Below are 20,464 nucleotides of genomic sequence, written 5' to 3'. Positions count from 1 at the left end.
TGAGCGCCAGCGCGAGCACTGGGACTCGGTGCTGGCCGAGGTGGTGCGCACCGGTCCGCGCGTCACCGTGCCCATCCGGGAGCGGCTCAAAGCCGGGGTCAAGGAGCGCTTCGGGGCCGCGCTGCGCACCGCCGACCAGAACCCGGTGATCCTCACGTTCCACCGCGTGGTGGACCTGGAGGACCCGCTGGAAGTCAGTGCCACGTGCCCGTGGATTTCGCTGCGCACCTTCGAGGCGCTCCTCGACCGGGCCACCCGGGAGTTCGAGGTGGTGCCGCTCCACGACATCCTGCGCAGTTCCGGCAAGGGGCGCGTGCGGCTGGCGCTGACCTTCGACGACGCCTGGGCCGACAACCTCCACGTGGCCGCGCCGGCCCTGTCCGCCCGCGGGCTGCCCTGGGCGGTGTTCCCGGCCACCGCCTACGCCGGCACCGACCGTCGCACCTGGCAGGACCGGCTGTGGGAGGGCGCCCTGACGCTGTTCCGCCGCGGCGAGCCCATGCCCGCGGTGTGGCGCGGGGTGTGGCCGGCCGACCCGTCGCGTTCCCGGGCCGAGCTGGCGCTGCGCTGCCAGGAGGTGGTGGCCCGCGTGAAGCGCTGGGACCCGGGGCAGCGAGCCGAGATCCTGGGCACCCTGCCGGCTCCCGCGGAAGGCGGACCACCGCGCTACCTGGGCCCGTCGGAACTCAAGCAACTCGCAACGGCGGGGGTGCTGGTGGGCTCGCACACGCACGAGCACGTGATGCTGGCGCAGGCGGGCGAGGAAGAGGTGCGCCACGAGCTGGAGCGGTCCGCGGGCCTGCTCTGCGAGTGGCTGGGGGAGCGTCCGGGCGCGCTGGTGTATCCCAACGGCAGCGTCTCGGCGCGGGTCGCCGCGCTGGCCCGCGAGGCGGGCTACCGCCTGGGCCTCACCACGCGCGAGGGCCGGGTGGAGAGCGACGCGGACCCGATGCTGCTCCCGCGGGTGGACATGACCGAGGAGCGGGTGGCGGGCGCGGACGCGCGCTTCTCCTACGACCGCTTCCGCTACGAGCTGGCGCGGGTCCCGTGAGCGGGCGGCTCGCGGCGGACGGCGGGGGAACCCGGCCGGGCGGGGACCGCCCATGAGCCGCCCCGTGGACCTGGTGGTGGGCCTGGTGGACGGGCTCGGCGGCGGCACCGAGCAGCATGTGCTGGCGCTGTGCCAGGGCCTGCCCGGGCGCGGTTTCGATCCCGCGGTGGTGTGCGTGGTGGATCACGAGTTCCTGGGCACGCGCCCGTTCCCGTGTGAGACCGTGGCCCTGACCCGCGGGACGCGTTTCCTGTGGCGCCGCCAGGCGGTGACGGGCCTGGCCCGCCGCTGGCGCGCACGCCGGCCCGCCGCGGCGGTGGCCTACTTCGACAACGCCCAGTTCGCCGCGGTGCGCGCGGCCGGCGCCACGGACTCGGGCCCGGTGCTCTCGGCGCGGCGCAACATGGGAACGGAGCGTGGCTCGGACCGCCTGGTCCGCCGCACCAACGGCGGCGTGGCCCGCTTCGTGTGCAACTCCGAGGCGGTGCGCGAGGCCGCCATCCGTGCCGAGGACCTGCCGCGCGAGCGCACCGTGGTGCTGTACAACGGCATCCGCACCTCGCCGGCGCCCGCGGAAGGCTGGCGACCCAGGCACGGCGTGCCCGCCGACGCGCCGGTGGTCGTCTGCGTCTCCGGGATGCGTCCGGTCAAGGGCGTGGACGCGTTCGTGCGGGCCTTCGCCCTGGCGGCCCGCGCGGTGCCCGGCGCCCGGGCGGTGCTGGTGGGCGACGGCCCCGGGCGCCCGGCGCTGGAGGCGCTGGTGGAACGGCTGGGCCTGCGGGAGCGCGTGCACTTCGATGGCTGGCGCGAGGACGTGCGGGGGCTGCTGGCCGAGTGCCAGGTGGCCGCCCTGGCCTCGCTCAGCGAGGGCTTCTCGAACGCGCTGCTGGAGTACATGGCGGCGGGGCTCCCGTCGGTGGTGACCCGGGTGGGGGGCAACGCCGAAGCCCTCAGGGACGGGGAGGACGGAATCCTGGTGGAACCGGGCGACGGCGAGGCGCTGGCCGCCGCCCTGACTCGACTGTTGCAGGACGGGCCGCTGCGGCTCAGGATGGGTCAATCCGCCGCCCGGCGGGCGCGCGAGCGGTTCGATCGTGACGTCATGCTGGACGGAATGGCCCGCATCCTGGAGGAGGCGATCGCTTCATGTCCACGATAGACACCGGCCGGCCGGCGGCCCCGGGGGCCCGGGCGATGCTGCCCTGGGCGCTCCTGGTGGCCGCCACGCTGGCGTTCATCTATGCCCCGGTGCTGGCGGACCTGTGGTCCGACTGGTCCCACGACGACAACTACTCTCACGGGTTCCTGGTCCCGCCGGTGACCGCCTACCTGCTGTGGTCGCGCCGCGCCGACCTGGCGAAGGCGCCCCTGCGCGTGGACCTGCGCGCCCTGCTGCTGGTGATCCCGGCCCTGGCGCTGCTGCTGCTGGGCACCGCCGGGGCGGAGTACTTCCTCCAGCGCACCTCGCTGGTGATGCTGCTGGGCGGGCTGCTGTGGTTCGGGTGCGGGGCCGAGTGGGCCCGTCTGTGCGTGTTTCCGGTGGCGTTCCTGCAATTCGCGGTGCCGATCCCCTACGTCGTCTACTACAGCCTGAGTTTTCCGCTGCAGCAGCTGGCCGCGAAGCTGGCCACGGCGGGGCTCTCGGCCATCCAGATCCCGGCGGTGCGCATCGGCAACACCATCGAGCTGCCCACCGGCTTCCTCGAGGTGGCCGAGGCGTGCAGCGGACTGCGCTCGCTGGTGAGCCTGCTGGCGCTGGGGGCGCTGTGGGGCCGCTTCGGGCAGGAGCGCGCCTGGAAGCGCTGGTTCGTCTTCCTGAGCACCGTGCCCATCGCCATCGCGGGCAACGCGCTGCGGGTGTTCGCCACCGGCCTGGGCGTGTACCTGGGCGGACAGAAGTGGGCGGAGGGCGCCATCCACGAGTCCATGGGCCTGCTGGTGTTCGCCTTCGCGATGGTGGCGCTGGCGCTGGTCTCGGCCACGTTGCGCGGCGGCATCAAGCTGCATATCCCGCCGCCCCCGCCGCCCTCGGAGGTCCCGTGAGCGCCCGCCCCGCAGGAGCCCTGTTCCGCCCCGCGCTGATGGCGGTGTGGGCGCTGGTGCTGGCCGCGGGCCTGTACGCGCGCGCGCTCCGCTCGCACGAGGTGGCCCCGCCGGAGATGGCGCACCTGGACCGCATCCCCGTGAGCCTCGACGACTGGGCCGGCCACGACGAGCGCTTCGACCCGCGCATCTACCAGGTCCTGAGCGCGGACACCACGCTGATGCGCGAGTACCAGGCGCCCGGGCCGCTGCGGGACGTGTGGCTGTTCGTGGCCTACTTCCGCGGGCAGCGCACCGGCGCGCAGATCCACTCGCCGAAGAACTGCCTGCCCGGGGGAGGGTGGACCATCGTGTCCAACACCCCGGTGCGGATGCCCCTGGGTCCGCACACCGCCACCGTGAACCGCTTCCTGATCGCGCGCGGCGAGCACCGCGAGGTGGTCTACTACTGGTTCATGACCCGCGCGGGCCTGATCCGGGACGAGTACGCGCTCAAGGCGGACCTGGTGCGCAACGCCCTGCTGCGCCGTCCCACGGACGCCGCGTTCGTGCGCCTCTCGGCCCCGGTGCTGCCCGCGGGCGTGGAGGCCACCGACGCACAGATGGCGCGCTTCCTGGCCACGCTTTCCCCGCACCTGCTGCGCGCGCTGCCGTTCCCGGCGCTGGAGGCGTTTTGACGCACGCGTTCACCGTGGACGTGGAGGAGCACTTCCAGGTGCACGGGTTCGAGGCGGTGGTGGGTCGGGACGAGTGGGCCCGCCACGAGTCCCGGGTGGGGCGCAACGTGGAGCGCATCCTGGAACTGTGCCGCGCCCACGACGTGCGCGGGACGTTCTTCGTGCTGGGCTGGTGCGCCGAGCGCGCCGGCTCCTGGCTGGCGGAGATCCAGGCCGCGGGCCACGAGATCGCCAGCCACGGCCAGGCGCACGAACTGCTCTACTCCCAGGGGCCGGAGCGCTTCGCCGCCGACCTGCGCCGAAGTCTCGAGGTGCTGGGGGAGAAGACCGGCGGGCCGATCCTGGGCTACCGCGCGCCCAGCTACTCGGTGACCCGCCGCAGCCTGTGGGCCTACGACGTGCTGGCGGACCAGGGGATCGCGTACGACTCCAGCGTGTATCCGATCGCCCGCCGGCGCTACGGCATCCCGGACGCGCCGCTCTCGCCCTACCGGGTGCCGGTGGAAGGGGGGGGCTCGGTGGTGGAGTTCCCCATGACCGCCCTGCCGCTGGGCCCATGGCGGCTGCCGGCCGCCTCCGGCGCATACCTGCGCCTGCTGCCGCCCGCGGTGCACCACGCCGCGCTGCGCGCCTGCGAGCGCCGGGGCAGCCCGGGCATCGTGAACGTGCACCCCTGGGAGCTGGACCCGGGCCAGCCTCGCGTGCCGGCCCCGGCCGCCTCGCGCTTCTTCCACTACACCGGCCTCGGGCGCACCGCCCGGGTGCTCGAGGGGCTGTTCCGGGCGTTCCGTTTCGCCCCGCTGGGCGGGCTCCTGGATGCGGTCCCCGCCGTGGGTTCGGCCCCCGGGATCCCCGCGCCGGCGGGCGGCCTTCGCCCCGCAACCTTCGCCCCGTAGCCGACGGTCTCCGCCGTGACTTCCGGAAATCCCGCGCCGCGCCTCTCGGTGGTGCTCCCCGTGCTTGACGAGGAGCGCTTCCTGCCCGCGACGCTGGCCATGCTCCTGGCGCAGGACCTGCCCGAACGCGACTACGAGGTGCTCGTGGTGGACGGGGGCTCCCGCGACGGCACCCGGGCGTGCGTGGAGCGGATCGCCGCCGCGCACCCCGGGGTGCGCCTGCTGGAGAATCCGGCGCGGGTCTCCAGCGCCGGCCGCAACGTCGGCTGGCGCGCGGCCCGCGCCCCCCACGTGCTGTTCGTGGACGGCCACGTGCACCTGGCGGATGCCCGCCTGCTGTCCGCCTCGCTGGCCGCATTCGAGGCCGGGGCCTCGGCACTGGCGCGGGCCCAGCCGCTCGATCCACCCGGGCTCACGGCCTTCCAGTCCGCCGTGGCGGGCGCCCGCGCCTCGTGGCTGGGCCACCAGGGAGGCTCCGAGATCTACCGCGAGCAGGCGGGGGAGGTGGACCCCTCCAGCTCCGGCGCCGCGTACCGCCGGGACCTCCTGGAGCGTCTCGGCGGCTACGACGAGCGCTTCGACGCCTGCGAGGACGTGGAGTTCAACGAGCGCGTGAAACTCTCCGGGCTGCGCGCGCGGACCGAACCGGCGTTCACGGTGCGCTACTACCCGCGGGAAAGCCTGCCCGCGCTGTGGCGGCAGTGCGAGCGGTACGGGCGGGGGCGGGCCCGGCTGTGGCGGAAGCACCCGCGCACCCTGGGGCCCACCGTGCCCGTGCCGACCGCCTATTTCGCCGCCGGGATCCTCCTGGCACTCGCGGCGGTCATGGCGCACGGGCCCTGGCCCGCGGTGGCGGCCGCGTGGTGGGCGCCCTACGTCGCGGCCGTCCTCCTGGCCAGCGCGGGGGTGGCGCTGCGGGGGAGCGGGCATCCGCTGCTCCCGCTCATCTTCGCCGGGATCCACCTGGGCTTCGCCTGGGGCTTCGCCCGGGAGCTGATCCGGCCCGGCGCCCGCTTCACCGACTAGCGGATTCCGGCCTCGCCGGCCAGGGTCCCGCGCCCCACCGGCCGGGCTTCCCGAGCCCCACCGGCCGGGCCTGCCGCGCCCCATCGGCCGGGCTTCCCGAGCCCCACTGGCCGGGCGTCGCGGGCCCCACCAGCCCACGTTTCCCGCCTCGCCACAACCTGCGACCTGTCGTGCAATGAGCAAAAAGGTTTGCGATCCGCACGGATTTGGTCCATCATCCGCCAGATCCCGGTCAGCGGGATCCCCGGATCTCCCACCGCCCCGACCCGGGAACCCACACCCCCGCAACACGTTTACCGAGCGTCCCGACCGATCAGGCGCGCCTGGGCTCATTTGCCCGACGCGGCACTTGCTTTGCATCCTGTGGACGAGGAATGGACGAACGTACTTCCGCATCCCTGCCCTGGCAACCGTCCGGCGGCGCGGCGTCGCGAATTCACGTGCGGGTTGGACGCTGGAGTCCCGCGCTGGCTCTCGTGGCCCTCTGCGCCCTGCTCGCCCCTCGGACGCTTCCCGCGCAGACCATCACCCGCACCGTCACCTTGAGCTGGACCGCGCCCGGAAACGACGGGTACAGCGGCACCGCAGCCTCGTATTCGGTGCGCTATGCCACTTCGCCCCTGAGCGAGTCCAGCTGGGGCTCGGCCCCCTCCGTCTCCGGCCTGCCGGTGCCGCTCGTGGCGGGCTCGGCCCAGTCGGTCACCGCCTCCGGTTTCACGCCGGGCATCACCTATTACTTCGGCCTGAAGACAGTGGACGCCGCGGGCAACTGGTCGGCGCTCAGCAACGTGGTCCCGGTGGACATGCCGCCGGTGGCGCCGTTCATCACCGCGGTCAGCCCCAACCTCCTCACCGCGGGGACCACCACCGCGGTCACCCTCACCGGCCTCGATTTCCAGGGCCCCGACTCGGTGTGGCTTCAGCGCGCGGGCATCCGCCGCGCCGCCACCTCGGTGACCACGGTCTCCGCCACCCAGGTCACCTGCAACCTGGCGCCCGCCGCGTCCGACACCGGGTACTGGAACGTGGTCATCCGGAACACCGACGGCCGCGCCGACACGCTGCTCAACGGGGCCTACGTCCGTAACACACCGCCCTCCGGCGGGGCGCCCACGGCGACCTCCATCACGCCCGCCTCGGGGGCCAACACCGGCAGCGTCGGCATCACCAGCCTGGCCGGCACGAATTTCGTCGCCACGCCCGCGGTGTGGATCTACCGCAACGGGGAGTCCTCGGTGAGCGCCACATCCGTCGTGGTGGTGAGCTCCTCGCGGATCACCTGCACGTTCAATCTCTCGGGGCTGCGTCCCGGCGGGTGGGACGTGTACGTGCGCAACCCGGACTTCCAGACCGCGATCCTCTCCGGCGGCTTTACGGTCACCGGGACGGCGGGCCCGCCCGCGGTGGCCTCGGTGGCCCCGTCCTCCGGGGTGCAGGGCCAGCAGCTGAACGGGATGGTGGTGAGCGGCTCGGGATTCTCCGGCCCGGACAGCGTGATCTTCGTCTCGGGCGCGGCCCGCCGCGCGGCCACCTCGGTGCTGACGGCGTCCTCCTCGCAGATCACCTGCAACCTGAGCCTTGCCGGCCTGCCCACGGGCGTGTACTCGGCCACGGTGCGCAACGCCGACGGCCAGGCAGGCACGCTCGGAAGCGCCTTCACGGTGTTCGCCACGGCCACGCCCCCGGTGGTCACCGGCTTCACCCCCTCGACGGTCTACCGCGGGCAGGACATCAACGGGGCGCTGATCAGCGGCGGCAATTTCACCGCTCCCGACAGTGTGTTCCTGGTGAGCGGATCCGCCCGCGTGGTCGGCGCCGCCGTGACCACCCTCTCGACCTCGCTGCTGCGCTGCAACTTCAGCATGTCGGCCGCGCCCACGGGCGTATTCGACGTGGTGGTGAAGAACCCCGACGGCAGCTCCGGCACCATGGTCAACGCGCTGCTGGTGGAGGACCCGCCCTCGGGCACCGGGCCGTCGCTGGTCTCGGTGTCGCCGGCCTCGGGCGTGGCCACCGGGTCGCTTACCCTGACCTTCCACGGATCCAACCTGGTCGCCACCCCGATGCTCCGCCTCACGCGCGCGGGCCGCTTCAGCCTCACACCCACCAACGTGACGCTGAACTCCTCCAGCGAGGCGGAGGGCGTGTTCGACCTCACCGGGGTGTCCGCGGGCACCTGGGATGCCTACGTGCGCAACCCGAGCGGGCTGGGCTTCACCCTGGTCGGGGCGTTCACGGTGCTCGCGCCGCCGCCGGTGGCCCTGTCTTCCACTCCGTCGTGGGCGCCGCGAAACACCATCGTGAGCCTCACCCTCAGGGGCCGGGCCTTCAGCCCGCCCAACGCGGTGCGCCTGGCCGCCGGCGGGGTGCAGGTGGGGGCCACCGACGTGACCACCGAGGGGGACAGCCTGATCCGGGCCGTGGTGGATCTGCAGGGGGCCGACCTGGGCGCGTACAGCCTGCTGGTGGCGAACGCGGACGGCCAGGCGGACACGCTCCCCGGCGGCTTCGACGTGCGCCGCCGCCGGCCGGTACTCGCCACCCTGGGCCGCTCCGCAGCGCCCACCGGCACCGCGGACGCCGAGATCCCCCTCGCGGGCACCGCCTTGGACGAGGCGGACACAGTCTACCTGGCCCGCGGGACAGCCAGGATCCCGGCGTCGCGCTCCGAGCGCACCGGCGACACCCTCGCCGTGGCCCACTTCGACCTGCGCGGCGCCGCCCTCGGCGCGTGGACCGTGGTGGCGGTGAACGCCTCGGGCGACAGCTCCGCCGCGGCACAGGGGTTCGTGGTCCAGGCCCTGCCCCCGCATGCGTTCGTTTCGGTCACGCCGGCCTCGGCCTGCGAAGGGGAGAGCGTGACCGTGGAGGCGCTCACCACCGGCGCCGCCCGACCGGAGTCGCTGTGGATCGCGCGCGCCGGGGCGCGGCTCCCGGGCACCGCATTCACCACCGACACCTCCGGCGGTCGCTGGATCACCCGGGCCCGCTTCGGCCTCGCCGGCGCGGCCGCCGGCTCCTGGGACGTGAGCCTGCTGGATGCCGACACCCTGCTCGCGGTCGCCCCCGCGGCATTCCGCGTGGACGTGCCGACCTTCCGGGCCGAGGACCCCGTGTCGCGCCGGCTGCTGGCGCGCGGCGCCACGCGCCAGGACACGGTGCGCATCTTCAACACCGGCAACTGCCCCCTGGGGCTCGCGTTCGCCTCCACCGCCGGCTGGCTCACGGTCGCGCCGGAAGGCGCGACGCTCGAGCCCGGCGCGTCGGTGTTGCTGACCCTGGGGCTCTCGGCCCTGGGCAGGGCCCGCGGCAGCTACCCCGGGGCGCTCACCGTCAGCCCGCTGGCGGGAGGGGGGGCCCCGACCAGTCTTCCCGAGACGTTGCAGGTCCTGGAGCCTCGCATCCAGGTGGCGCCGACCTCCCTCACCGCGCATGTGGTGGCGGGCCGGCCGGCCCCCTCGGGCACGCTCCTCGAGGTTTCCAACGCGGGCGACGCGACGCTGCACTTCTCGTTGGGCGCGGACGTGCCGTGGGTTTCGATCGCACCGTCGGCGGGGGAAGTGGAGCCGGACCAGTCGGCGGAGCTCTCGCTCACCTTCAGCGCGGCATCGCTCGCCCCGGGCACCCATCACGGCACCCTCACGATCCTGAGCGACGACTCCTCGCATGCCGGCTATTCGGTGCCGCTCACGCTGGTGGCGGAGCAGCCCCCGGTGGGCTCTCCCTACGTGGTGGCCGACTCGTCGGCCTTCCGGATCGCGCTGGTCAACTCCAGCACCGCATCCCGGCGCCTGCGCCTCTACAACGAGGGCAGCGGCCTGGCGGCGTTCACCGTCCGGCACGCGGCCTCCTGGCTCGGGGTCGCCCCGGACACCGGGACCGTCGCGGTGCAGCAGTGGGACACGCTGACAGTGGTGGTGCAGGCCGCCGAACTCGGCTCGGGCAGCTACCGCGACACCATCGAGGTCCGGTGGGGCAGCGACGCGTCGCGCTGGATCCGGGTCCCCGTGCGGCTGGACCTCACCCGCACCGAAGTCAGCCCGCTGGTGTGCCCGGGCCCGGTGGAGGCCTCGTGGGTGCTGGCCACGGCGTCCCTCACCTGGCAGCCCTCGCCGGACGTGCGCGTGGCGCGCTACAGGGTCTACCGCCGCGCCGCGGGTGGCGCCTGGACGCTGGCGGCGGACTCACCCTCCAACGTGCTGCGCTGCCTCGACCCCGGGCTGGACACGCTGAAGGCCTACGAGTACCGGGTGAGCCCCGTGGATATCCGTGGCGCGGAGAACGTGGGCTGCGCCACCGCCAGCCTCGCCGCGCGCCCGCCTGGAGGGCCGTCCACCGGCCTGCCCGCGGTCGCCGCGACACTGGGCTACCCCAACCCGTTCGCCGCGCAGCTGAAGGTGCGGGTGGACGTGCCCGCCTCCGCAGGCACCTCCGCGCGGGTCAGGGTAACCGTGTTCGACGCCGGCCGCCGGGAGGTGGCCGTGCTCATGGACGAGGTGCGCGGCCCCGGCCGCGCGCTCCTCGAGTGGGACGCGCGCAATGCCCAGGGGACGCCGGTGGCCCCCGGCCTGTACCGGATCCGGATGGACGTCAACGGGGAGCAGGTCCACTCCGAGTGGGTGGCCCGGAGGTGGACGCCGTGAAGTCGATTCTCTCGCGCGCCGCCGTCGCGGCCCTCGGGACTGTCCTCATGCTGGCCTGCGGGCCGCACACGGCCGGGGCGCAGCCGGCCGGCGGGACCAGCGCGCTGCCGTTCTTCCTAGAGCCGCCGGACGCCGCGCGCGCCTCGCTGGGTGGCCCGCAGTCGGCCCGCGGGGGCGACGTCGCCGCGCTGTTCGTCAACCCGGCGGGCGCCTGCGGCCTGGCCCTGGAGGGCTTCGTCACCCACGCGGAACTGGGCCAGGGCCTGCGCCTGGAGTCCGCCGCGCTGGCGATGCCGGTGGGGCGCGCCGGGGGCACGCTCTCGGTGGGATTCGCCTACGCGCACGTGGCGCTCGAGGGGCGGGATGAGAATGGTGATCCGTCCGGCTCCGCAGGCTACTCCGCGGGCATGCTGCGTGCCGGGTACGCACGCAACTTCGGCCCGGTGATCTCAGCGGGCCTGGCGCTCGAGTACCTCTACCAGGGCATCGCGGGGGAGACCGGTTCGGGCTGGGCCATGGCGGTCGGGGCCCTGGCGCGCACGAAGACCGCGGACTTCTCCCTGGTCGCCGACCACGTCGGCCCGGACCTGAGCTCCTCCGCCGGCACCGCGCCGGCGCCGCGCACTCTGCGCGCCGGGGTGCGCCTGCATCCCGCGGGCGCCTTCGATCTGCTGGCGGAACTGTCGCGCACCGGGGAAGCGAGGCCATTCGGCGCCGCCGGCGTGGAATATCGGCCCGCGCCGGCGGTGGCGCTGCGGCTGGGCTACCGTCGCGACCTGTCCGGCACGGACCCGCTCAGCGGCTTTTCGGCCGGCGTGGGGTTCGGCACGGGGCGCTGGATCGCGGACTACGGGCTGGTGCAGGACGGGGGCCAGTCCCCGGTGCACCGGCTGAGCCTTCGGATCGGCCTGGGCCTGCCGCGACTCGCCCCCTAGCTGCTGCCCGGCCCCAGGCGCCCGCCCCTTCCTGCGAGACCTCAGAAGAACCCCGCAACCCGCTGTCCGGCATGCATCCATGTACCCGGGGAGGGCCCGCCATGGGCTTCCGGCCGCGCATGGGCGCGGCCTAACCAAGTTCCGCGCCGGAGCCGATAACTCCAGCCTGCGGGCGAGGGTATCTCCTCCTTTGACAACGCCGCCGCGGGGCGCGTAGATTGTCTGTTGGGGGAGTTCGGTCCGGCTCCGGCATCTTGCGTCTCCCATGGAATTTACACCCGCCCGGCCGCGCGGCGGGTGCGTGCCTCGTCCCCGGACCCGCAATGGAGGGAACCTTTGAACCTGGTCCAGGCGATCAACACATACCTGTGGGTGTGGCTGGAAACCCTGAAGGGGTTCCGGCGTCCCGCGGTGATCCTGCCGTTCCTGGTGTTCGGCACGCTGGAAGCCCTGCTCCTGTGGAGCTCGGCCCACTTCTACCAGGCCCCCTTCGGCTACTTCTGGATCCCCGTTCTCGAGTGGATCCCGGGGCGGGCCGCCACGCACTACCCGCAGTACTACCTGCTGCTCTCCCGGCTCCTGCAGAACCTGGACCTGGTGCTGAGCGCCCTGGTCGGCTCGATCACGGTGGGCTGGGGCGTGCTGGTGTTCCGCGGGGCGTACCTGTCACAGCCGGGCGCGCTGGGGCAGGGGCTCTCCGGCGCGCTGCGACGCGCGGGGGCCCTGGTCCTCATCGGGGTGGTGGTCTCGCTGGCCACCTTGCTGCTGAGCGTGGGGCTGGGAAGCCTCACCCTCGTTCCGGCGCTCCGCGACTGGCTGGTGGGCTCGCCCATGCGCCAGATGGCGCTCCAGTTCGTGTTCAACGTGGCGCTGCAGGCCGCGCTCATCTACATCCCGGTGGTCCTGCTGCTCTCCGAGCGGGGGCTGCTGGCCGCCTTCGGCGAGGGGCTGGGCTTCTTCTGGCGCCACCGCGTCATGAGCCTGCTGCTGGTGGCGCTGCCGTTCGCCGCGCTGATCCCGCTCAGCGTCACCCTCAACCGGCCGCAGGTGCTGGCGGAGCGGTTCCGCCCGGAGACCATCTTCACCCTGTGCCAGCTCAACATCGCCCTGGCCGCGCTGGTGAGCCTGCTGCTCACCGGGGCGGTGGTGCGCTTCTACCTCTACCGCACGCGCCAGGACCGTCCGGCCGCGACGCAGGAGGCCCGGTCATGAGAGCGAACCGCCTGTTGGTGGTGCTGGCCCTGGCGGCGGTCACCGCCGCCGGCTGCGCCCGCGTCGGCGAGGTGGGCACCCGCTTCCGCGTGGAACGCGAGTACTGGCGTGCCCGCCGCGCCCTGAGCGACCTCGAAACCCGCAAGACGCCGGTCAGCCGCGAGGACCTGGAGAAGTTGCGCGGGATGTTCCTGAAGGTCATGGCCACCGGCGGGGCCGCCACCGACCCCGCGGTGCGCCAGGTGAGGGGGGCGAGCCTGCTCCGCGACTACGACCTGCTGGTGAGCATGCGTCGCGGGGACGAGGCCGCCGCCGCGCTTGACCGCATCCTCACGGAATTCGCCACCGACGACCTGGTGGCCGGCGAAGGCCTGTACCGGCGCTCCCAGCGGATGATGGCGGCGGGGGACACCGCCGGCGGCATGCTGGACCTGCGCGAGGTGATCCGCCGCGTGCCGCCGCAGCTGGCGGCCGCCGGCAGCGTGCAGGCTCAGGTGCTGGGGCTGCCCTACGACATTTTCCAGTACCGCCTGCGCCGCGAGGGCCGGCTGGCAGGCACGGAGGAGGCGCAGGGCGCGCTGAGCTACTACTACGGCATCGCCGCGCGCGCGCCGCGCAGCGCCGAGGGCTTCAAGGCCCGGCTCATCGCCGCGAACGTCTTCGGGGAACTGGGCAACACCACCGTGGCGCTCTCGGTGCTCGACTCGCTGCAGCAGGAGTGCCGCCGTTCGCCCGAGCTGGGGCTGCAGCGGCAGGACCTGCTGTACCGGCTGGCGCGCCTCAACGGCTTCGGCCTGGGGGAAGTGGAGCGCTCCCACAGGTACCTCGACGAACTGGCCCGCGACTTCCCGAAGTCCGAGGCGCGCGGGCCCGCCCAGCTGATGCGCGGCGAGTTGTTCGCGCGGCAGAAGCGCAACCAGGAGGCCTCCCGCGTGTTCAAGGCGGTGGCCGAGGACGCCTCGCTCAAGGAACAGACCCGGGCGGCCGCGTGGCTCGAAATGGCCCAGCTGGCCGACGCGCAGAACAACTGGGAGGACGCGGAGCGCTGCTTCCGCGAGGCGACCGCCAACTTCCCGCTGACCTCCGAGGGCCTGGCCGCGCCGCTGATGGTGGCGGGCCACTACCACAACGCCAAGGACGCGGCGGGGGTGAAGAAGGCCCTCCTCGCGGCCCGCAAGACCTACGAGAGCATCCTGCAGCGCTACCCGGACGCCCCGGTGAACCTCCAGGTGCGCCAGCGCCTGGCGGAGACCTGCGCGCGCCTCGAGGACTGGCCCGCAGTGGCGGCCGCCTTCGGCCAGATGGCCGAGCGCGCCCAGGACCCGGGCACCGCACTCATGCTGATGGGCCGGCTGGCCCAGGTCCAGGAGAAGAAGCTCAACGACCGCAAGGCCGCGGCGGACACCTATCGCAGGATCCTCGCGAAGTTCCCGAAGGCCTCGTTCCGGGCGCAGGTGGAAGCGGAGATCCGGCGGCTGGGAGGCTAGCGGATGCCCTTCTCCGGCGTCCACGCGATGATGCTGGGCGGCGCTGCCCTGGCGGCCCTGGCCGCCGTGGTGTGGCTCTTCCGCGCACCGCGGCTCTCCGGGCTGCTGCTGGCGGTGGGCTACGCGTTGCTCGCCGGGTTCCTGGCCCTGCTGGGCCGCTTTGCGGCCGACGGGTTGCAGGAGAACGACCTGCGCTGGCTGGCGCGGATCGCCGTTCCGATGAGCGGGGCGGGCCTGGCGGCCGCCATGACCTTCGGACGCGACCGGCCGTGGGCGCAGTTGGCCTCCCGCGGGCGCGTGTGGCTGGCGTGGGTCATCGGGGCGGCGGGGGCCCTGTACGCCTCGGGCCGGCCGGAGTTCGCCAGCGTGCTGGTCCTCTCCACCGGGGGCCCCACGCTGCTGCTGGGCTGGCCCGCCACGGCGTCCATGGTGGGCCACCTGGTGTCGCTGATCGGCATGGCGATCCTGTTCGAGACCACGCTCCGCGCCGCCGGTCCCGACCAGCGTCGGGCGCTCAAGCCGGCCCTGGTGGGCTTCTTCCTGGGCCTGGGCTACTTCCTGCTCTGCATCAGCGCCTCGCTGCTGTTCAACCGGTTCTACGAGCCGCTGTGGCTGGCCTCGCCGGTCCCGGTGGCGGTGGCCTCGGTGCTGGGCCTGGCGGGCGGCCTGAACCGGCAGCTCTCCGACGCGCGGATCCCGGTGGGGAGGTCGGTAATCTACAGCTCGGTGTCGGTGTTCCTCTCCGGGCTGTACGTGCTCACGCTGGGGGTGGTGGGCGAGGTGGTCCGCCTGAGTGGATTGCCCTTCGGGAGCGTCGCGGTGGTGGCACTGGCCTTCCTGGCCTTCGCGGGGGTGGCAGTCTTCTTCGTCTCCAACCGCGTGCGCCGCAGGGTGCGCGGGTTCGTGGACCGCAACTTCTTCCTGACCCACTATGACTATCGCAAGCAGTGGTCCGAGGCCAACGCCCGGCTGCGCGCGGGGTTGAAGACCCGCCCGCTGTTCGCCGCCGCCAGCGAGATGCTGCAGGACGCGTTCACCGTGCGCGACGTCTCCCTGTTCCTGCGCCGCCCGGGCGCGGAGATCCTGGACCTGGTGCACAGCACGGTGCCGGGGGGGCCGCTGTCGGTGATCCCGGACGAGCCGCTGCCGCGCCAGCTGGTGCGCACCCGGCAGGCCTTCCTGCTGAGCCGGCGCGCGGACGATTTCGAGTCCGTGCCCATCTGGGTGGAGAACCACGCCATCCTGGAGCGCACCGGCGCGCGGGCCTGGTGCCCGCTCCTGGTGGGAGGAGAGATGGTGGGCATGCTGGGGCTGGGCCCGAGGCTCAACGACCTGCGCTTCAGCTACGAGGACCTCGACTATCTCGACGCGCTGTCCGAGCACCTGGCCAACGCCCTGTGGGGCGCGCGGCTGGCCGAGGCGTGGGAGGAGGAGGGGGAGCAGGATTCCATCCACAAGATGGCCGGCTTCGCGGTCCACGACCTGCAGTCGCTGCAGTCGCGGGCGCAGGCCCTGTCGGCCGCCGTCGGGGCCGACGCGCCGGAGAAGCTGCGCGAGTCGGCGCGCACGGTCTGCGAGGCCCTGGACACGGTGCTGGAGAACTGGGCGCGGCTGCTGCCGCAGGCCGCGGGCGCCCGGGTGCGCTGCGACCTCAACGACCTGGTGCGCGAGGCCGTCGGCGAGCTGGCTCTGAACGGGGCACGGCCGCGCGTGGAGCTCGCCGAGCAGCTGGGCGAGGCGCTGCCGCCGGTGCAGGTGGACCCGCCGCGCCTGCGCGGGGTGATCCGCACGCTCCTGACGAACGCCATGGAAGCCATGCCCGCGGGAGGCAAGCTCACGCTGACCACGCGGCCGGAGCAGGAACGGGCGGGCCACGCAGGGCCCACCGCGGTGGTGCTCTCGGTCACGGACTCCGGCGCCGGCATGACGAGGGATTTCCAGGAGCAGCTCCTGTTCCGTCCCTTCGTGACCACCAAGGAGCACGGCATGGGGATCGGGCTGTTCCAGTCCAAGCAGCTGGTCGAAGCCCACGGCGGCTCGCTGCGCGTCAGCAGCGAGCCGGGACGGGGCACCACGGTGGAACTCGAGCTGCCGGTCGCACGGCCGGCCTGAACCACGGTTTTTGAAGACCGGCGCGCCCCCGCGGTGCGCCGGACCTGGGCCCGGTGCGCCGGGCCCCGCGAGATCACCCGAGAGGATCGACTCCAATGTGCGATTGCTGCGCCGTCAAGGACGCTGGGCCTGGGTGGCCGTAGCGCTGGGGGCCTGCCTGGCCGCCGCGCCCGCGCCGGCCCAGACACTGCTGAGTTCGCCCCCGCACGCGGAACTGAGGCTGGATGGGCCGGTGCGCGTGATCGGGCCGTCGCCGCTCATGCTCGAGGAGCCGCTGCGGGGTGAGTACCTGCTGACCGCCGAGAAGCCGGGCTTCGTCGTCCAGAAGGCGCGGCTGCGCTTTCCCGAGGGCGGCGGGCCGGCGCGCCCCGCGGGGTCCGGCCCGTTCAGCGGGGTCAGCGGCGTGATCCGCACGCTGGCGCTGCCGGGCGTGGGCCAGATGGCCGCCGGAGAGCGCGGGCACGGCTGGGTGATGCTGCTCACCGAGGCGGGCGCACTGGGCATGGTCATCAAGAGCGACGCCGACGCGCGCCACGCGCTGAACGACTACAACAGCGCGTACGACCGTCTGCAGGCCGCTGCGGGGACCACCGTGACCGCCGAGGAGCAGACGGATCTCGAGATCGCGGTGCGCCGGGCGCAGTACCTCCAGGACGACGCGCGCGCCTCGCGCCGGCGCTGGCTGGTCTTCGCCGGCCTCACCTGGGGCTACTCGGTGCTCGACCAGGCGTTCCTGCGCGGGGGGCTGGATGTGCGCACGCACGGCTTCGACACCCTGAGGGTCACCCTCCAGCCGGTGTCCCGGACCCAGGCCGTGCTCCGGTCCGCGCTGGTTCCGGGCGCGGGGCAGGCATACGCGGGTCACCGCGGGCGCGGCGCATGGCTGCTGCTGTTCACCGGCGGGCTCACCTCGGTGGCCCTGGCCGGGGAGCATCACTTCGACCGCACGCTCAGCGAGCAGGCCGAGGCGCAGGCGCGCTACGACGCCCTGAGCGCCCGCACCTCCGACGTGGACCGCCTGAACTCGGCCCGCGACGCGCTGCAGCAGCGCTACAGCGACGCCTCCAGCGCCCGGCGCACCCGCACGCTGCTGTGGGCGGCGGCGGGCACGGCGTGGGTGCTCAACATCCTGGACGCGATGGTCATGGACATCCCGGGCGCCGACGGCCGCACGGCCGCGCTGGACCGCGAGGGGATGTACGCGCAGGTTGACCCGGGCTCGGTGCGGCTCGGTTTCCGTAGGGGGTTCTGAAGTGATCCGCTCTCTCTCGAAGGTCCGCGGGCGGAGGGGCACGCCCCGGGGCCGCATCGCGGCGGCGCTCCTTGCGGGCGTCCTGGCGGTGTTCGCCGGCTGCTCCAAGGATGTCACGCCTCCCAATGTGACCGCCCCGGTGGTCAACGATCTGACCGTGGTGCCGCGCGCCCGCCTGGAGGTGGGCGACCACCTGATCCGGGTCAGCTGGACCGTGGATGACACCACGCGGATTTCAACGTACCGCGTGTTCCGGAGCACCACCGCCACCGGCGGCTACACGCTGCTGTCCACCACCGCGACGCGCTCGTACACCGACCGCACCGCGCAGTACAGCACCACCTACTTCTACCAGGTGGTCTCGGTGCTGACCGACAGCCGCCTGAGCCAGGCCTCCACCGCGGTGTCGGGCACGCCCAACCTGTACTCCATCGCCATCAACGGCGGGCAGCCGCGCACCCGCGTGCTCACGCTGTCGCTGCAGCTGAGCGCGCCGCCGGACACCCGCTACACCCAGATCTCGGAGCGCGCCGACTTCGCGGGCGCGCCGTGGGACGTGTTCCAGTCGGCCCGCAGCTACGCCATCCAGGCCGGCGACGGCTCGCGCACCCTGTGGGCCCGCTTCCGCGACCGGGACGGCAACGACTCCGAGCCGGTGTTCGCCACCGTCATCCTGGACACCCAGGCGTTTGTGGATTCCGTGCAGGCCTCGCCGGCGGGGGGCGTGCACGCGCCCGGCTCGGTGGTGCACTTCCGGGTCCGCACCCGGGGTGCCGAGACCGGGGGCAACGCCACCGTGGACCTGGGCCAGCGCCTGGTGGCCATCGCGCTCTCCGACCAGGGCGTGAACGGGGACACCCGGCCCGGAGACGGCATCTACGAACTGGACTACATCCTCCCGCGCGGCTTCGACGTGCTGCGCGTGCCGGTGACCGGCCACTTCACCGACGCGGCAGGCAACCGGGCCCCGGACCTGCCGGCAGACAGCCTGTTCACGCTGCACACCCCGCCCTCGGCGGTGTCCCTGGTCTCCGTTTCCCCCGCGGCCGACGAGAACTCCACCGCGCTCGACCTCACCTGGACACCCAACAACGAGGCGGGCTTCGCCAGCTACCAGGTCTTCCGCGGCGACGGGGCCGCCGGCCTGCCCGCGGCGTCCTCGTACTCGCGGCTCACCACTATCCCGGCGCGCGCGACGGTGACCTTCACCGACGGGACCGCCCGCGAGGGGCAGCGCTACGCCTACCGGGTGGACGTGCTGGATTCGCTGGGCTACGCGGCGCAGGGCGCCCCGTTGCTGGCCACCGCCCGCTCCCAGGGCGCGGTCACACTGAACCCGCCGGTGCCGGGGCAGGGCCCGGACTCTCTGAACGTGGTGCTGACGTGGAGCCAGAGCAACGACCCCATCTTCGCCAGTTACGCGGTGATGCGGGCCGAGGGCGCGGACACGATCGTGGCCCCGTCGGACGGCGCGTTCCTCTCGGTCAGCTCCATCACCACCAAGGGCACGCTCAGCTACGTGGACGTGACCCCGCGAGAGAACACCGCCTTCTGGTACCGCGTGGACGAGGTGGGCAACACCGGGATCCGGCACCCGTCGCGGCCTCGGGCCTACCTGACGCTCAACGCGGCGCCGCCGGCGGTGGCCCTCTCGCCGCCGTTCGAGGCGGTGGATGGGAAAGTGTCCCTGAGCTGGACGCGCTCCACGGCGAAGGACTTCACCTCCTACCGCGTGTACCGCGCGCAGGGCGCGGGGGCCGACACCACCATCGGCACGCTGGTGTTCCGGACGCTCTCCGCCGGCAGCCTCACCGCGGTGGACAGCGTGGGCCTGCTGGGAGGCACGCAGTACTGGTACCGCACGTGGGTGACCGACAACCGCGGCCTGGCCACGGCCAGCACCGAGCAGACCTACACCACGCACAGCCAGCCGCCACCGGCGGTGAGCATTCTGGGCAGTACCAGCGCCGGCCCGGGGGTGGGCATCAACTGGTCGCAGAGCACCATCCAGGACTTCGAGTCCTACCGGGTGTACCGTTCGCGCGACGTCAGCGTGAACAACGGCTCGGTGCTGGCGGGCACGGTGACCGACAAGCGCTCCACCAGCATCTTCGAGAACTTCGGGCACATCGCCGGGGCCGACTCGCTGAAACCGAACACCGACTACTACTACCGGGTGTACGTGTACAACAAGGGCGGGCTGTCCACCGGCAGCTCCCCGCTCCTGGTGCGCACCCCCGCATGGTCCACCTCGCCGGTGCGCCCGGCGGCGCTCAAGCCGCGCCCACCGGCGCTGCCGACGCGGCGCTAGGCGCGATCGAAAGGAACGCCGGCCCGGGCCCGCCCCGGGCCGGCGGACCCCCGAATGACGCCACTCATCATCCGCCCTTCCCAGCGTCCGCCCGAGGAGCGCCTGCCCCAGGCGCACGGGATCAGCGTGACCAAGCGGCTGCTGGACATCCTGCTGGCGGGTTTCGGCCTGCTGGTGACGCTGCCGCTGTGGGCGCTGATCGCCCTCGCCATCAAGCTGGACAGCCCCGGGCCGGTGTTCTACCGGCAGGAGCGGGTGGGGCAGGACCGCCGCCGCCGCGACCGGCGGCGCGAGCGCGGGGGCGCGCCCGCGCCGCGCCGCGCAGAGGGCGCCGAGACCGGCCCCGAGCGGCGCCGCAATGACCGCCGCCTGGAGCCGGGCGCGGGCCAGCTGTTCCACATCGTGAAGTTCCGCAGCATGCGCACCGACGCCGAGGCCGCCGGGCCGGTGTGGGCGTCGCGCAACGACCCGCGCATCACGCGCATGGGTGGCTTCCTGCGCAAGAGCCGGCTCGACGAGCTGCCGCAGCTCTGGAACATCCTGGTGGGGGAGATGAGCCTCGTGGGGCCGCGGCCCGAGCGGCCGTATTTCGTCAAGCGGCTCATGGACCGCTTCCCCGGCTACAAGGGCCGGCTGCAGGTGCCGCCCGGCCTGACCGGGCTGGCCCAGATCGAGCGCGCCTACGACGAGGACGAGGACGACGTGCGGCGCAAGCTGGCCTACGACCTCTTCTATATTGACCACCGCCACATCCTGGTGGACCTCAAGATCCTGGTGCGCACCGTGGGTGTGGTGCTGGGCCGCAAGGGCGCCCGCTGA

14 protein-coding genes are annotated in these 20,464 nt (G+C 73.4%); all 14 read left to right on the top strand.

The features are described 5' to 3' along the window. On the top strand, positions 1 to 1,051 hold a 1,051-nt coding region (locus tag HZB25_05375; GenBank protein MBI5836657.1), incomplete at its 5' end, for a polysaccharide deacetylase family protein. A gap of 454 nt (positions 1,052 to 1,505) precedes the next feature. Next, positions 1,506 to 2,210, top strand: coding sequence for a glycosyltransferase family 4 protein (locus HZB25_05370; protein MBI5836656.1), 705 nt, complete (start codon positions 1,506 to 1,508; stop codon positions 2,208 to 2,210). Continuing rightward, positions 2,198 to 3,094, top strand: coding sequence for an exosortase/archaeosortase family protein (locus HZB25_05365; GenBank protein ID MBI5836655.1), 897 nt, complete (start codon positions 2,198 to 2,200; stop codon positions 3,092 to 3,094). Before HZB25_05370 ends, HZB25_05365 begins: the two co-directional genes overlap by 13 nt. Beyond that, positions 3,091 to 3,771 carry an EpsI family protein gene (gene epsI, locus HZB25_05360; GenBank protein ID MBI5836654.1) on the top strand — a complete coding sequence of 227 codons (681 nt, stop codon included), beginning with the start codon at positions 3,091 to 3,093 and terminating at the stop codon, positions 3,769 to 3,771. Before HZB25_05365 ends, epsI begins: the two co-directional genes overlap by 4 nt. After that, positions 3,768 to 4,667, top strand: a complete 900-nt coding sequence (locus tag HZB25_05355; protein ID MBI5836653.1) for a DUF3473 domain-containing protein — start codon at positions 3,768 to 3,770, stop codon at positions 4,665 to 4,667. The genes epsI and HZB25_05355 overlap by 4 nt, the downstream gene beginning before the upstream one ends. Positions 4,668 to 4,727: 60 nt before the next feature. Next, complete coding sequence (locus tag HZB25_05350; GenBank protein ID MBI5836652.1) at positions 4,728 to 5,693, top strand: glycosyltransferase; 966 nt, start codon at positions 4,728 to 4,730, stop codon at positions 5,691 to 5,693. A 374-nt stretch (positions 5,694 to 6,067) separates the two neighbouring features. Continuing rightward, positions 6,068 to 10,336, top strand: a complete 4,269-nt coding sequence (locus HZB25_05345) for an IPT/TIG domain-containing protein (protein ID MBI5836651.1) — start codon at positions 6,068 to 6,070, stop codon at positions 10,334 to 10,336. Then, complete coding sequence (locus HZB25_05340; GenBank protein MBI5836650.1) at positions 10,333 to 11,271, top strand: hypothetical protein; 939 nt, start codon at positions 10,333 to 10,335, stop codon at positions 11,269 to 11,271. The genes HZB25_05345 and HZB25_05340 overlap by 4 nt, the downstream gene beginning before the upstream one ends. A 336-nt stretch (positions 11,272 to 11,607) precedes the next feature. Beyond that, on the top strand, positions 11,608 to 12,483 hold the full coding sequence (locus tag HZB25_05335) for a hypothetical protein (GenBank protein ID MBI5836649.1): 876 nt from the start codon (positions 11,608 to 11,610) through the stop codon (positions 12,481 to 12,483). Next, positions 12,480 to 13,970: a tetratricopeptide repeat protein gene (locus HZB25_05330; GenBank protein MBI5836648.1), complete on the top strand. Its 1,491-nt coding sequence runs from the start codon at positions 12,480 to 12,482 to the stop codon at positions 13,968 to 13,970. Before HZB25_05335 ends, HZB25_05330 begins: the two co-directional genes overlap by 4 nt. A 3-nt stretch (positions 13,971 to 13,973) precedes the next feature. After that, on the top strand, positions 13,974 to 16,082 hold the full coding sequence (locus tag HZB25_05325) for a GAF domain-containing protein (protein MBI5836647.1): 2,109 nt from the start codon (positions 13,974 to 13,976) through the stop codon (positions 16,080 to 16,082). Between the two features lie 133 nt (positions 16,083 to 16,215). After that, a complete protein-coding gene (locus tag HZB25_05320; GenBank protein MBI5836646.1) occupies positions 16,216 to 17,334 on the top strand; it encodes a hypothetical protein in 1,119 nt (372 codons plus the stop codon). 1 nt (position 17,335) lies between these two features. Beyond that, positions 17,336 to 19,645, top strand: a complete 2,310-nt coding sequence (locus HZB25_05315) for a hypothetical protein (protein MBI5836645.1) — start codon at positions 17,336 to 17,338, stop codon at positions 19,643 to 19,645. A 54-nt stretch (positions 19,646 to 19,699) separates the two neighbouring features. Next, positions 19,700 to 20,464, top strand: a complete 765-nt coding sequence (locus tag HZB25_05310; protein ID MBI5836644.1) for a sugar transferase — start codon at positions 19,700 to 19,702, stop codon at positions 20,462 to 20,464.

Source organism: Candidatus Eisenbacteria bacterium, assembly GCA_016235265.1.
Lineage (GTDB): Bacteria > Eisenbacteria > RBG-16-71-46 > RBG-16-71-46 > JACRLI01 > JACRLI01.
This window is presented reverse-complemented; position numbering and strand designations above follow the sequence as displayed.

Excerpts from the sequence above, each read along its gene's own strand:
- HZB25_05310 (MBI5836644.1), top strand. The coding sequence starts at position 19,700 with ATGACGCCACTCATCATCCGCCCTTCCCAGCGTCCGCCCGAGGAGCGC.
- HZB25_05330 (MBI5836648.1), top strand. The coding sequence starts at position 12,480 with ATGAGAGCGAACCGCCTGTTGGTGGTGCTGGCCCTGGCGGCGGTCACC.
- HZB25_05345 (MBI5836651.1), top strand. The coding sequence starts at position 6,068 with ATGGACGAACGTACTTCCGCATCCCTGCCCTGGCAACCGTCCGGCGGC.
- HZB25_05325 (MBI5836647.1), top strand. The coding sequence starts at position 13,974 with ATGCCCTTCTCCGGCGTCCACGCGATGATGCTGGGCGGCGCTGCCCTG.
- HZB25_05365 (MBI5836655.1), top strand. The coding sequence starts at position 2,198 with ATGTCCACGATAGACACCGGCCGGCCGGCGGCCCCGGGGGCCCGGGCG.